Origin of the sequence: Rubripirellula obstinata, from assembly GCF_001642955.1 — a bacterium.
GTDB classification, from domain to species: domain Bacteria; phylum Planctomycetota; class Planctomycetia; order Pirellulales; family Pirellulaceae; genus Rubripirellula; species Rubripirellula obstinata.
Genome location: NZ_LWSK01000146.1, coordinates 1 through 12,251, shown reverse-complemented (window position 1 = coordinate 12,251; position 12,251 = coordinate 1). Strand labels below are relative to the sequence as shown.

10 protein-coding genes are annotated in these 12,251 nt (G+C 54.5%); 4 read left to right on the top strand and 6 right to left on the bottom strand.

The window, feature by feature from the left end; translation table 11 throughout:
• Nucleotides 1–270: hypothetical protein (locus RC85_RS28640; RefSeq protein ID WP_238383206.1), on the top strand; the 270-nt coding region annotated here is incomplete at its 5' end.
• A gap of 109 nt (nucleotides 271–379) precedes the next feature.
• Here the strand turns inward: RC85_RS28640 and RC85_RS22535 are convergent.
• From RC85_RS22535 to glgC, 4 genes are all read right to left on the bottom strand, one after another.
• Nucleotides 380–2,026 (bottom strand): AAA family ATPase, encoded by a 1,647-nt coding sequence (locus tag RC85_RS22535; protein ID WP_068266999.1) that lies wholly within the window; start codon nucleotides 2,024–2,026, stop codon nucleotides 380–382.
• Nucleotides 2,027–2,333: 307 nt separating this feature from the next.
• The gene (locus tag RC85_RS22530; protein ID WP_068266998.1) at nucleotides 2,334–3,704 is read right to left on the bottom strand and encodes a POT family MFS transporter; all 1,371 of its coding nucleotides are present in this window, start codon (nucleotides 3,702–3,704) and stop codon (nucleotides 2,334–2,336) included.
• A 96-nt stretch (nucleotides 3,705–3,800) separates the two neighbouring features.
• On the bottom strand, nucleotides 3,801–4,760 hold the full coding sequence (locus tag RC85_RS22525; RefSeq protein ID WP_235033482.1) for a GGDEF domain-containing protein: 960 nt from the start codon (nucleotides 4,758–4,760) through the stop codon (nucleotides 3,801–3,803).
• The gene (gene glgC, locus RC85_RS22520) at nucleotides 4,757–6,016 is read right to left on the bottom strand and encodes a glucose-1-phosphate adenylyltransferase (RefSeq protein ID WP_068266997.1); all 1,260 of its coding nucleotides are present in this window, start codon (nucleotides 6,014–6,016) and stop codon (nucleotides 4,757–4,759) included. The genes RC85_RS22525 and glgC overlap by 4 nt, the downstream gene beginning before the upstream one ends.
• A gap of 369 nt (nucleotides 6,017–6,385) precedes the next feature.
• On the opposite strand from glgC, the gene RC85_RS22510 reads away from it, so the two are divergent.
• Both RC85_RS22510 and RC85_RS22505 read left to right on the top strand, forming a co-directional pair.
• A complete protein-coding gene (locus RC85_RS22510; RefSeq protein WP_084422945.1) occupies nucleotides 6,386–7,858 on the top strand; it encodes a Do family serine endopeptidase in 1,473 nt (490 codons plus the stop codon).
• A gap of 11 nt (nucleotides 7,859–7,869) precedes the next feature.
• Entirely contained in the window at nucleotides 7,870–8,808 is a 939-nt protein-coding gene (locus RC85_RS22505) for a hypothetical protein (RefSeq protein ID WP_068266994.1), read from the top strand.
• Here the strand turns inward: RC85_RS22505 and RC85_RS27095 are convergent.
• A complete protein-coding gene (locus tag RC85_RS27095) occupies nucleotides 8,768–9,463 on the bottom strand; it encodes a hypothetical protein (protein WP_160148239.1) in 696 nt (231 codons plus the stop codon). The two genes, RC85_RS22505 and RC85_RS27095, sit on opposite strands and share 41 nt — an antisense overlap.
• Before the next feature lie 587 nt (nucleotides 9,464–10,050).
• Here RC85_RS27095 and RC85_RS22495 point away from each other — a divergent pair.
• Nucleotides 10,051–11,394: an outer membrane protein assembly factor BamB family protein gene (locus RC85_RS22495; protein WP_162273237.1), complete on the top strand. Its 1,344-nt coding sequence runs from the start codon at nucleotides 10,051–10,053 to the stop codon at nucleotides 11,392–11,394.
• Nucleotides 11,395–11,430: 36 nt separating this feature from the next.
• Here the strand turns inward: RC85_RS22495 and RC85_RS22490 are convergent, their stop codons facing one another.
• On the bottom strand, nucleotides 11,431–11,817 hold the full coding sequence (locus RC85_RS22490) for a hypothetical protein (RefSeq protein ID WP_068267000.1): 387 nt from the start codon (nucleotides 11,815–11,817) through the stop codon (nucleotides 11,431–11,433).
• Between the last annotated feature and the right edge of the window lie 434 nt (nucleotides 11,818–12,251).

Here is a 12,251-nt window from a genome sequence, read left to right as displayed (position 1 = left end):
GCAACTCGACAAACCGAAAGTCTTGGCGACTTTCGCTACCAATTCTCCCGCCACAATCAGTGGCGTAGCGAAACTCGCCAAGAGTTTCGGCAACTCGACAAACCGAAAGTCTTGGCGACTTTCGCTACCAATTCTCCCGCCACAATCAGTGGCGTAGCGAAACTCGCCAAGAGTTTCGGCAACTCGACAAACCGAAAGTCTTGGCGACTTTCGCTAACAATTCTCCCGCCACTAACTGTTCCAACGGTCCTTAATCCGGTCGCGGACTGAACCCTGGCGGGATCAGCTACGTTTTAAAACAGCCACAGACCAACCTGTGGCGAGTTTTACCCTTAAATTCAGGCCTACTTCGTCGTGTTCGCCCACAGCGTTCGCGAACCTAAGTCTCGGAAACCAACGCCCAGTCCGCTGACTGAACTTCGTTGCACTTACCGCAACGAACCATCACGCCCAGTGATTCAGGTTGCACCCGAATTCGGCGAGCGCAACCTTTGCACTGCATCCTTAACTTGTGCGGTGCATTTCGCATTCGGTCCAGTTCATCATCGGATATTCCTGGCACACTGATATCGCGGACCGTCAACTGCGTTAACAACTCTTCGCTCAATTCAAGCACGCCGGCAATTCGATCGGCCAACCGTCGGACGCTATCCTCGAACGCGTTTCGTACCAATCGACCGTTTCCAAAATGTCGATCGCGTTTCTGATACAAATGGTGAAAGCCCAATAACAGGCGATGCCTGGCAGCGGCGGGCAGTTCGTAATCGTTTTGCCGACACATCATCTCGAAGATGCGGCCAAGATCAGCCGGGTCGTAGTCGCCAAATTCAATGTTCGTGTTGATGCGCGAAGACAACCCGGGGTTGGATTGGATCAGGTTTTTCATTTCGTCGCTGTACCCGGCCAGGATCACGGCAACTTGGTCGCGGTCGTCTTCCATTCGCTTTAGCAACGCTTGAATCGCTTCGCGTCCGTAGGCATCATCGCCCGACGAATCGATCAAGCTATACGCTTCGTCGATAAACAATACGCCGCCCATCGCCGAATCACAGAGCTCGTTTGTTTTGGTCGCGGTTTGGCCGGCGTACTCGGCGACCAATCCGCTGCGGTCGGTTTCAACCACGTGGCCGGTTTTCAGCGTTCCCATCGCGCCAAGGATTTGTCCGATGATTCGAGCCACCGTTGTTTTGCCGGTTCCCGGGTTGCCGACAAAAGCCATGTGCAGGCTGATTGGCATCGTGGACAGGCCCTTTTCTCGCCGTTCATTTTGTAGCTTCAAAAAATTGGTGTAGCTTTTGACCTGCCGTTTGACCTGATCCAAACCGATCAGTTCATCCAGTTCTTTGATCGCAGCAGCAAGCCTTTTTGTGCGATCGGTTTCCGACATTGCTTCGGTTTGATCGGCATCATGTTTACTGCGTGATTCCGATTCGGCATGCTGTTGCTCGCGATCAGCGGCCGTCGCATGTTTGCCGCGAGTCAGAGGTGCGAGTGTTTTTTCAGGCGTCGCGGGGTGCAACGCTGCGTCAATTTCTTTTTGCAGCGCGTGCAGTGCCATTTGTTCTTCGGGCATTGTTTGGCCATCACACTTTGCGACCAAATTTGCCAGACGCAGCACGACCGTTTCAACTTGTGCCTTGCTGCCGACAAGCGGTTTGTATCGCACGAACGGTGCGACCAACGATTCCCAATCCAACGCGTCGGCTTGTTCAAACAGCCCCGTTGCGGCCTCACGCAGATCATTGCCTGTGAGTTTCTGATCCCAAAGATGTTCGATGATCGCAGCGGCAACCCGTTTTTCTGGCGCGGTCCAGCGATCGTCGGCACGAACGATGGTCACGTAAATTTTGATGATCAAACCGCGATGCAAATCATCCATCAACTCGGCAAAACGCTGCGGCAACCCTTCGATCTCGGTGGGATAGCGACGGACCATCAGCTTTGCACTGGTGGCGTACAGTTTGCCGCAATCCCGAACGACTCGGCGCAGCATTCCGATCAATCGTGCGTCTTTGTCGTGGTTCATCTTCAATGATCTTCAGGGCTGATCTTCTGGGATGTTCTTCAGGGAGGTTCTTCTGGGCGTTGCGTTGTGTCCTCACCATCGTAACTGATCCCGCCAAGGTTCAGTGGAGCAATGAATGCGGAATCACCGTAGCCAGGCTCGGTTCAGCAAATATGGAACTGTCCCGATAGGACAGTTCCGTATTTGGCGAAACTTTTCGTAGCTGGGCCCGCCAGGGTTCAGTCCACGCTCGGAACAAGCTCGACTGAACCCTAGCGGACCTTGCTACGGGGAGACCGGGATGTTGTTTCGGGACAGTTCTAGACGCCTACACCTGAGTGCCTTCGGCGATGACTTCGTTTTCGGCATCGCTATCCTGGATGTAGGTTTGTTCGCGATAGAAGTAGGCGACGAAAATAAACGCGAACGCAGCGGCCAACATCAGTCCGCTGAAGAACCAATAGTACATCGCACCGGGTAACTTGGATGTGCCGTCGGGATTTGAAATTACCGCATTGACGCCGGCCGCAATAAAATTGCCCAGCGAAACTGACAACATGTAAAGGCTCATGATGATGCTCTTCATGCTGTTGGGCGCTTGAGTGTAACTGAATTCCAAGCACGTGATCGACACCATTACCTCCGCCATCGTGATCAGAGCGTAGGCTGCGACTTGCCAGGTAATGCTGGTGGTTTCACCTGCTTGGATTTTCGATTCGGCGACTGCGATTAATGAGAACGCCGACACCGACAGGAACATTCCAATGCTGACTTTCCGCAGCGGTGTCAACGGGAAGACTTTGCTGATCGTGGGATAAACGAAGTAGCTAAACAGAGGAACGAACAGCAAAATCATAAACGGGTTGGCAGCTTGGATTTGGCTGGAAAGCAATTCATAGCCAAACACGGTGCGGTCCATCTGCTCGGCCTGCAACACCCAACTCGTTGCCGTCTGGTCAAACAGACTCCAGAAAACAGCAACCAGCAAATAAACAGGTGCTAATTTCAAGATCACCTTTAGCCCGATTCCCGTAAAGGCTTCTTTGAAGACCACCGAACCGCGTGGAGGAATGTGAACAAATTTGTTTCGGCCCAACCAGAAAACAAACGTGGCGATTGCCATCAGGATGCCCGGGATGCCGAAGGCGACTTTGGAACCGTATGCCTCCAGCAGCCATGGCGTTAGCAGCGTTGAGATGAATGAGCCTAAGTTGATTGCGACATAGAACCACCCGAAGACTTTTTCCAACAGGTGAGCATTCTTGCTGCCGAATTGGTCGCCGACGTGAGCGGAGACGCAGGGTTTGATTGCACCGGTCCCAAACGCAATCAGGCTTAGCCCAATCGCCAATCCGACCCGCGTCTCGTTGATTGCCAATGTGAAGTGACCGGCACAGTAAAGCAGTGACAGCCACAAAATCGTTCGATACTTTCCAAACAACCAATCGGCAACCAATGCCCCCAGTAGCGGCGTGAAGTACGCGACCATGATGAATGTATGGCCCCAAAACTTTGCGTCTTCTTCGCCCATCGTGTCCAGCGCACCCGTTGCGTCAAGCAAGTACTGCGTCATGAACACCGTCAAGATTGCCCGCATCCCGTAAAAGCTAAACCGTTCGGCTGCTTCGTTGCCAATGATGTAGGGAATGCCGGGCGGCATCGTGTCAATCTGGTAGGGCGTCGTTTGAGGTTTGGTCATGATGTCGAAGCAAGTTGGGGCGGCGGGGGGATTTTCAGTTTGATGTTTCTAAACGGAGCCTACCAAGCGAAGCCTTCTAAGCGATGCCAATCGAGACTACTTTGCGATTTCGGCTGCCCCGACCAGACTCGGTGCCTTGCCGTCATGATAGTACACACGATTGCGGCCGATATTTTTCGCCGCGTACAAGGCTTCGTCGGCGCGACGGACAATCGGGCTGGCGACCAGGTCTTCACGCGGTTCGCTAACGCCGACGCTGATCGTGACTTGCAAGGAAGCATCACCCGCATCCATTCGCTCTTTGGCGATAACCCGACGGACCTCGTCCATTCGCTTCGCTGCAATCTGCAGTGGCCCGTCCATGATGGCGGCAAACTCTTCACCACCAAACCTCGCGACCATCTTGGCTCCGCTTAACTGAGACCGCAGTGCTGCCGCCAATTGCTGAAGCACCTGGTCGCCAGCTTGGTGGCCGTAATTGTCGTTGATGGTTTTGAATTTATCGATGTCCACCAGAACCAACACAAACGAACGACCACCATTTTTGTATTCAGCAAAGACTTCATCGAGTCGTTTGTCAAAGGCACGTCGGTTGTAGAGACCGGTCAAACCATCGGTTCGAGCTTCGGTCAAATAGCATTCGATTTGTTGGGTCTGCTTATCGAGCTGCCGCTCGGCAACATCCAAACGATTCTGCAACGCTTCGTTGCTCTTCATGATCTGCCCCAGCAGCAACATGACTTGGCTATCGGCCGGAGTCGCGCCCGCACGTTTACTCTTTGACTCAAACGCATCGCTTAGCTTTCCCAGTTCGGCCTGGTAGTTCGATACATTGCCCGAATACTCATGCGCCCACGAACCCAACTGCTGCAACAATTGCAGCATGTTTTCGCGGTCATTTTCGCTAAGGATTTCGCCACTGGCTTGCGACCTCTTTCGGCCGATCTTTATTCCCAGAACGATACCACCACACAGCAGCAAAACAGCAAATGCAATGCTGCCAAACAGAGCAAGACTGCCCACCAAAGCAACGTTGGCGATCATCATCATCATCATCGAACCACCGTCACGTTGTCACCAGTGACACACAGTTCGTCACCGCGAGCGATCACAACCAATCCGCTATCGGTGACCGTGAACCCGCGTGCGGCATCCTGTTGCGGATCGATACCGATATCGGTTTCGGCGGGGATCTTGACGCCTTTGTCGACGATCACTCTTCGCAACCGACAACTTCGCCCGACCTCGACGCCGTCAAACAAAATGCAATCTTCCACCGACGCATAACTATTGATGCGAACGTTGGGGCCCAGCACGCTGCGGTGGACCTGACCGCCGCTAACGATCGCACCTTGGCAGACAATCGAATCCAACGCTTCACCACGACGAATCGCCGGACCACCTTCGCTGCCAAAGACAAACTTGGGCGGTGGCAACATCGGCTGGTAGGCTCGGATCGGCCACTGTTCGTCATACAGATTCAATTGCGGATCGACGCCGATTAGATCCATCGTTGCCTCGAAATAAGCATCGATTGTTCCAACGTCACGCCAATAGGCTTCTCGTTTGCGATTTTCGTCAGTGAACGGGAATGCAAAAACGCGATGGTCTTTGATCGCTGCTGGAATGATGTTCTTGCCGAAATCGTGATCGCTGTCAGGATCGGTCGCATCGTCGCAAAGTTTCTCGTACAGAAACCGAGCGTTGAAAACGTAGATGCCCATCGATGCCAGTGCCACGTCGGGATCTTCTGGCAACGTCGTCGGTTGGTCTGGTTTTTCTTCAAAGCCGACAATGCGATGATCCAAGTCAGATTGAATGACGCCAAATTCCTTGGCTTCATCGCGGCTGACCCGCAGCGCCCCGACGGTGATGTCCGCGTCCATCTTGCGATGAAATTCGACCATCGGGCCGTAGTTCATTTTGTAGATGTGATCGCCACCCAGGATGACAACATCGCGTGGCTGTTCGCGTTCAATCGCGTAGATATTTTGATAGACGGCGTCGGCGGTGCCCTGGTACCAGCTATCGTCGAATCGTTGTTGAGGCGGCACGACATCGATAAATTCGCCAAGCTCGCGACAGAAATAAGTTCCCCACGCTAAGTGAATGTGGCGGTCCAGCGATTGAGCCTTGTACTGGGTCAACAGCAGCACTTTCCGCATGCCGCTGTTCAGGCAATTGCTCAGCACGAAGTCGATGATGCGGTAGAGCCCACCGAACGGGACCGCAGGTTTGGCTCGGTCACGCGTCAACGGCTCTAGCCGCGACCCGCGTCCGCCGGCCAGGACGACTGTCATTGTGTCGCGCATTCGATTCCTTCACTTTGCTGACTAAATTGCTTTTAAAAACGTCCATCGATCGAGCCATGAAGCACCGATCGAAAATCCTTCCGCCATGATATCAATGCAATCAAATCGTACCAGATTGATAGCAGTGTCGGGGAGTCCAGTCCGGCACGCGATCGAACAATTGGCCTGCGGTTTGCGTTGTCATGGTGGTTTGAATCAAAACTGCCCACATGGCAGACTCCGATAGCAGGATTTCGATCGCGAATCGCAAAGATGGGCAACTTTGGCGGTCTGTGACAGACCCGTTGGCTCAATAACTGCGTAGCAATCACCATCGTTCCGATCGATCAAATGCGGAAACCTTACTCAATCGATTAAGAGTTTAAAAAAATGATGCATCAAAATATGAGACGTTGGCTGGTCGCGGCAATGGGTTGCTTGGCAGCATTGGCAGGACTGTTTTTGGTTACCAACGGCAAGATACAACAGGCCGATGCGCAAGACGCTGGGGTGTATGGCAGCCCAGCCGCCGCCTCAGCAAACCCGGCCAACATCCAGCCCGCGCCCCTGGCCGCCGCGATGGACCTCTCCGCGGCGTTCCGGCAAGTTGCCCAATCGATGCGGTCCAGCGTGGTCGCGGTGGAAACGAAATCAGTACGCGATGTGCAACCGACGGTCGAAGATTTCTTTGGCCGTCGTCGCCAACGCGGACGCCAACAAGAAGCAACCGGTTCGGGCAGCGGTGTGATCGTGCGTGCCGACGGATACATTCTGACCAACAATCATGTGGTCGAAGACAGCGACGAAGTCAAAGTTGAACTAGAGGACGGCCGGATTTTATCAGCGGAAATTGTCGGCCTGGATCCGCAAACCGATTTAGCGGTCCTGAAAGTTGATGCCACCGGGCTTCGGCCGGCCGCGTTTGGCAGCAGCGATGACATCCGTGTCGGCGACTGGGTTTTGGCCATCGGCAGCCCCTTCAATCTGGACCAAACCGTCACCGCGGGAATTATCAGCGGTAAAAACCGCGTCCAGGGAATCGTGAACGGTGGCGATGGTTTTGAAGACTTCTTGCAAACCGATGCAGCAATCAACCCGGGCAATTCGGGCGGCCCGCTGGTCAATCTTCGCGGCGAATTGGTTGGTATCAATACCGCCATCGTTTCGCGCAGCGGTACCAGTGCCGGCATTGGGTTCGCGATCCCCGTTTCAATGGCGAAACCCGTGCTGGAATCCATCATTGCCACGGGGCAAGTTCGACGCGGGTTCTTAGGTGCGTCGGTCGTTGATGTGACGCCGCAATCGGTTCAGCAATATGATTTGAAAGTCAATCGCGGCGGCCTGATCGGTGGGCTACTTGATGGCCAACCAGCCGCTCTGGCCGGTTTGCAACCCGGTGATGTTGTGGTGACGATGGATGGCAAGCGAGTGATCGGCGGAACACAGCTTCGCAATTACATCGCCAGCCGTCCGCCCGGTTCGCAGATTGCTTTGGATGTGAATCGAAGCGGCAAGGTCATCCGTGTCGAAGTGAAATTGAAAGAGCGTACCGAGGAAGCGATGGCGATGTTCAATCCCGGCGTTTCGCTGGGTGCTGGGCTGGTTGCTGTCAGCCCCGAAACCGCCAAGCGATACGGATACGACGGTTTGACCAGCGGATTGATCGTGACCAGCATCGAAGATGGCGGCATCGCGGATCGAATGCAATTGGAAGTCGGCGATGTCATCGAAACTGTCGCCAACATCACCTTGCAATCCCCCGAGCAATTCGGTGCGATCATCAGCGAAGCTGCCAAGGCAGGTCAGCCCATTCGGGTGATCGTTCGTCGCGGTAACGAGCGGATCCTGTTTACATTGCGGTAAACAACCACCCGATGAAACTAACCAAGGTTTTCGCGATCGATGGCAGCGGTGATAAGAACCGCAAAACGGCTGAACTGAAACGGCCCATTTACCAATGGTCCGTTGCGACCAACCAAATCAGCCGCGTGCCAGTGGTCGCGGGGCAAAACGCGCTGAATGTTTTTGTTGACGCGATCGATGGGCTAGGTGATGACGAAGCCATCCTGATCGCCGCTGATTTGCCCATCGGCATTCCAGTCGAACCCTCCGATGTTTACGCCAGTTCTGATCCGCCAACCTTCCTGGGTTGGCTAGACGGTATCGCCGATCGATGCCGCGACAACGCGTGGCGAGAATCGATGATCGCCAAAGGTGTCGCCAATCGCAGCCCTGACCAACCGTTTGTCAGCCTTGGGAAGGGCGACCAACGCGGCGGCTGGGATGGGAAACGCCAATGCGATCTGGCGGCCAAGGCGGAAAGCATCTACTGCGTTGATCACGGCCCCAAGCAGGTCGGAAAGTCAGCGCTGCAGTTTTGGTGGGACGTGATGATGCCAATCCGAGCGGCTTATCCGGGCCAGACCGCTGTTTGGCCAATGGAAGACACGCAATCAGCGTCCGTGATCTTCGCCGAGTGTTATCCGGCTCTGTGTCAGCGAATGGTGTTTGGCGGTAACGTCAGCAAGCGCAATGCGTTGGCCGTCGCGACTTCGCTAAACCGTCTGTCGGCCGATCCCGACACGCGGTCGATGGCGAAGACGGAGACTTGGATTCATGCCGCATCCAGCGAGGATGAGTTCGACATGTTCGTCACCGCACTAGCGATCGCCCGCATGGTTGCGAGCGGTCGTGATTTGTTGGCCCATCCAGATGACGAAGCAATCCGAAACCTTGAAGGATGGATTCTAGGCCAGTCGTTTGACGATGAGACTAAAAGCCCCAGCCAAACGAAAAGCTTGGCCGACGACTGATTTGACGAGTACGAATAGGAACGGTGTGGTGTCTGTGCCCCGTCAGTTCAGCATTCATCAATCCAAGCAACGGATTTAGCTCCGATGCAAGGACCTGTCGCATGTGCAGAATCAAGCGGTAGTCTGCGGGGCAAACTCCATCACGTTTTTGGTGACTCAGTTCGGCGTCTAAACGACGTGCGAGTGAAGCGACTTGTCGAACATCGCTTCGGATATGGTTCAAGCAGACGGCGCTGGTGATCCGATTCGATGCGGCTTGATGAAGCACATCGTGCATGTGAACCTGCAACCGTTCAATCTGAAATACATACCGTTCAATGGCGGCGGAATGGAAATAGCCTGGCGACAGTGCATAGGCGTCGTCGTGCAGGTGGACCGCAACGGTGACCAGGCGATCCGCATAGCTGTCCAGCAGCAACAAGTCCGGTACATGCACCACGGGCTGATGAACGATAGGCCGGTTAACGATAGGCGGGTTAATTAATGGACGATTAGCTCGGCGAGCCCAATCGTTGGACGGGTGAGCACCCGAGTGAAAAGAGCGATGGGAACGATCAGTCCAGTGATTGGAGCCAAACCACTGTGCCGATGCAGCATTACTAGTCAAGACAGCGGAGATAGCGATCAGGGCAAAGGTTGTTACGATACGATTCATGATTTGGTCCTCAGTGCTTCTGCGGGGGATTCAAGAGGTCAGCCCTCTCGCTGATTCCCTACCTACGCCAACACCGTGCCAAACTTGTGAAACTCGTTTTCTCGAAGTCTTTTGGCCATGAAAGCTGCCTAGATGAAGACGCGTGTGTTCAAAGCGACTGCGTCGTGCGTTCAGTTCTGCGGCGCGGATTCCGTGATCGTGTGACCGCTTGGATCTGCCGCCTGACTGCCAAAGCGTCAGAAACCAAATCGTTTAACCGCGTGGGCATCGCCCCGCGCGTCCACGCGGGACGAAAAGTAGCATGGCGGCCCCCCGCCGTGGACTCACCCCGCGCACTGTGGGGCCGCGCGACGCGCGGGGCGATGCCCACGCGGTTAAACAGTCCAGAAACCCTTCACGGCGATGGGGGGGCCGCCCAACCAGCAGCCTGCTGGTAGGCCGACTTGCTTGCCTGCACCCAGTCCAGCGGTACCGCGCTTGATTGCCGGAACTGCGCAAAGCTTGTTCCGGCCTACATCAATTTCGCTAAGATGATGTGGAACTTCGACGAGATCTCTAAACCTACTGGACCTACTGGGTATTCCAAAATGATGACCAAAATGACTTGCTGCTTCGTGTGGCCCGCGATGCTTTTGTTGACGTCCACTGCCCTGGCGGAGGATTGGTCACGTTTTTTGGGGCCAGCCGGGGTTTTGAAAGCTGAGGCGAACCAGCGTACGCCGACTCAGTGGACCGTTGACGACGACCAGCCAACCAACGTGAAGTGGTCCGTTGATCTGCCTGGCAAAGGTGTTTCCAGTCCCATTGTTGTCGGCGACAAAGTCATCGTGACTTGTTATTCGGGTTACGGAATGGGCGGCGACAACGAATCGATCACTGACCTTGTTCGGCATATCGTTTGCGCTGAAAAATCGACGGGCGACGTTCTTTGGCAAAAAACAATTGAAGCAGTCCAACCCGAAGATCCTTACGAGGGAATCGGTGTTCCGGCGCACGGTTACGCCAGCCACACGCCTGCGAGCGACGGAGAAAACGTCTATGTGTTTCTTGGAAAGTCGGGCGTGATCGCATACGACCTCGATGGCAATCAACTTTGGCGTAAGAGTGTCGGCACAGGATCCGGGGACAAAAGATGGGGATCATCGTCGAGTCCGATTCTGTACAAAAATCTGTTGATTGTGACAGCGTCCGAAGAAGACACAGCGATGGTGGCTTTGGACAAAAACAGCGGCGAAGAAGTCTGGAAACAAGCCGCAGGCGATTTCGAGAGCACCTGGAGCACGCCTGTGATTGTTCGATCAGAAGACGGACGCGATGAATTGATCATCAATGTGCCCGGTGAAGTTTGGGCGATGAATCCTGAAACAGGAAAACTGATCTGGCATTCAAGAGGCACCACCGATTCCAGCACGGCCGCGTCCGTGATGGCGGTCGATGGGATCGTTTACGCGACCGGCGGACGAGGCGGCGACGCGGTTGCGGTTCGCACCGGCGGCAAAGGTGATGTAAACGATACTCATGTTTTATGGGACGCCAAAGTCCCAGGTCGCTTTGGAACCCCGGTCTTGCATGAAGGTCATCTCTATACTCATGGCGACGGAATTTTAACGGTTTACGATGCGACAGACGGATCCAAAGTCAGTCAATTACGACTACCCAAAGAAACCAAATCGGCGGACGATCGGATGCCGGGCAGTCCAAGGCCAGGCATGTTCAACATGGATTATGCTTCGCCAGTTTTGATCGGACAAAACCTTTACTTGACGACGCGATCAGGAACCGTTTACGTGATTTCGGCAACGCCAAAACCAACGCTGGTTGCCACCAGTCGGTTTACTGGTGACAAGGGATTCGGCGGAACGCCTGCGGTTAGCGAGGGAGAGATTTTTATTCGCAGCGACAGTCGTTTGTACTGTTTGTCGAAACAATAAGCATTCAACAATGCTGAACCTCGTCCTGCATTCGCATCAGCGAGGCATTCTAGGGCTGACGTTAGGCGTGGGTTTCGCACCGGCGATCGATGCCATCGGGCGTGGTGCTAAACCAGCGGCGACGAATAATCGGTTCATGCCAACCATCAACTGATGCCAGTGTTCGACCGTTTCAGGCGTTCCGATTTGGAAAGCGTCGTTGCGATCGAAACCTTGCTCGCTAATTTTGATCGTCGGCGATAAGTGCAGCAACGCTTCCAGCATCAAGTGCAGCCGACGATCTTCTTGGCTAAGGCCTTCGTCGTCGTAGATCCAGAGGTGTTGTTGCAGGCTGCGATCCAGTGCTGACAATGCCGCTTGTTCGACCGAGTCGGCGGTGATGATGACTTCGATGCTTCCACATTGGACGTAAAACTTTGCCATGGTTGGTTCTTCCGTGATTGAGGTGGCGTGAGAGAGTTGTTTGAATCCTCGCTTGTCGCCGAGAATCAAAATCGATTCCCTTGGGCGACAAAAGTAGTATCGCGGCGGGGTGTGACACGTCTGGTCAAAGCGGTTTAACAAGTTGGAAATGCTTCACCGCACCAGCCTGGCGGGCCCTGCTGCGGCCTACTTTCAAGGGTCGTAACAAGTTGACAGCGACACATTTTCATTAGGCCAGGCGATGCCCACGCCATGAAGAGTTTTGGTCCAGTAAAACACGGATTAGGAACGTACGACTTTTATGGTCGCCTTTCGCTCGGGACGCGCATCAGTTGCAGGGCGTTAGGCCCGGAGGGCCGGCAGCACCTTGCCGGGTGCGCAAGCACCCGGATGGCTGCCCCACATCAATTCTCTGGCTCGGTTTCGCGGCGTAG

Coding starts and splice junctions, on each gene's coding strand:
- RC85_RS22530 (WP_068266998.1), bottom strand. CDS start 3,704: ATGACCAAACCTCAAACGACGCCCTACCAGATTGACACGATGCCGCCC.
- glgC (WP_068266997.1), bottom strand. CDS start 6,016: ATGCGCGACACAATGACAGTCGTCCTGGCCGGCGGACGCGGGTCGCGG.
- RC85_RS22495 (WP_162273237.1), top strand. CDS start 10,051: ATGATGACCAAAATGACTTGCTGCTTCGTGTGGCCCGCGATGCTTTTG.
- RC85_RS27095 (WP_160148239.1), bottom strand. CDS start 9,463: ATGAATCGTATCGTAACAACCTTTGCCCTGATCGCTATCTCCGCTGTC.
- RC85_RS22525 (WP_235033482.1), bottom strand. CDS start 4,760: ATGATGATGATGATGATCGCCAACGTTGCTTTGGTGGGCAGTCTTGCT.
- RC85_RS22505 (WP_068266994.1), top strand. CDS start 7,870: ATGAAACTAACCAAGGTTTTCGCGATCGATGGCAGCGGTGATAAGAAC.
- RC85_RS22535 (WP_068266999.1), bottom strand. CDS start 2,026: ATGAACCACGACAAAGACGCACGATTGATCGGAATGCTGCGCCGAGTC.
- RC85_RS22510 (WP_084422945.1), top strand. CDS start 6,386: ATGATGCATCAAAATATGAGACGTTGGCTGGTCGCGGCAATGGGTTGC.
- RC85_RS22490 (WP_068267000.1), bottom strand. CDS start 11,817: ATGGCAAAGTTTTACGTCCAATGTGGAAGCATCGAAGTCATCATCACC.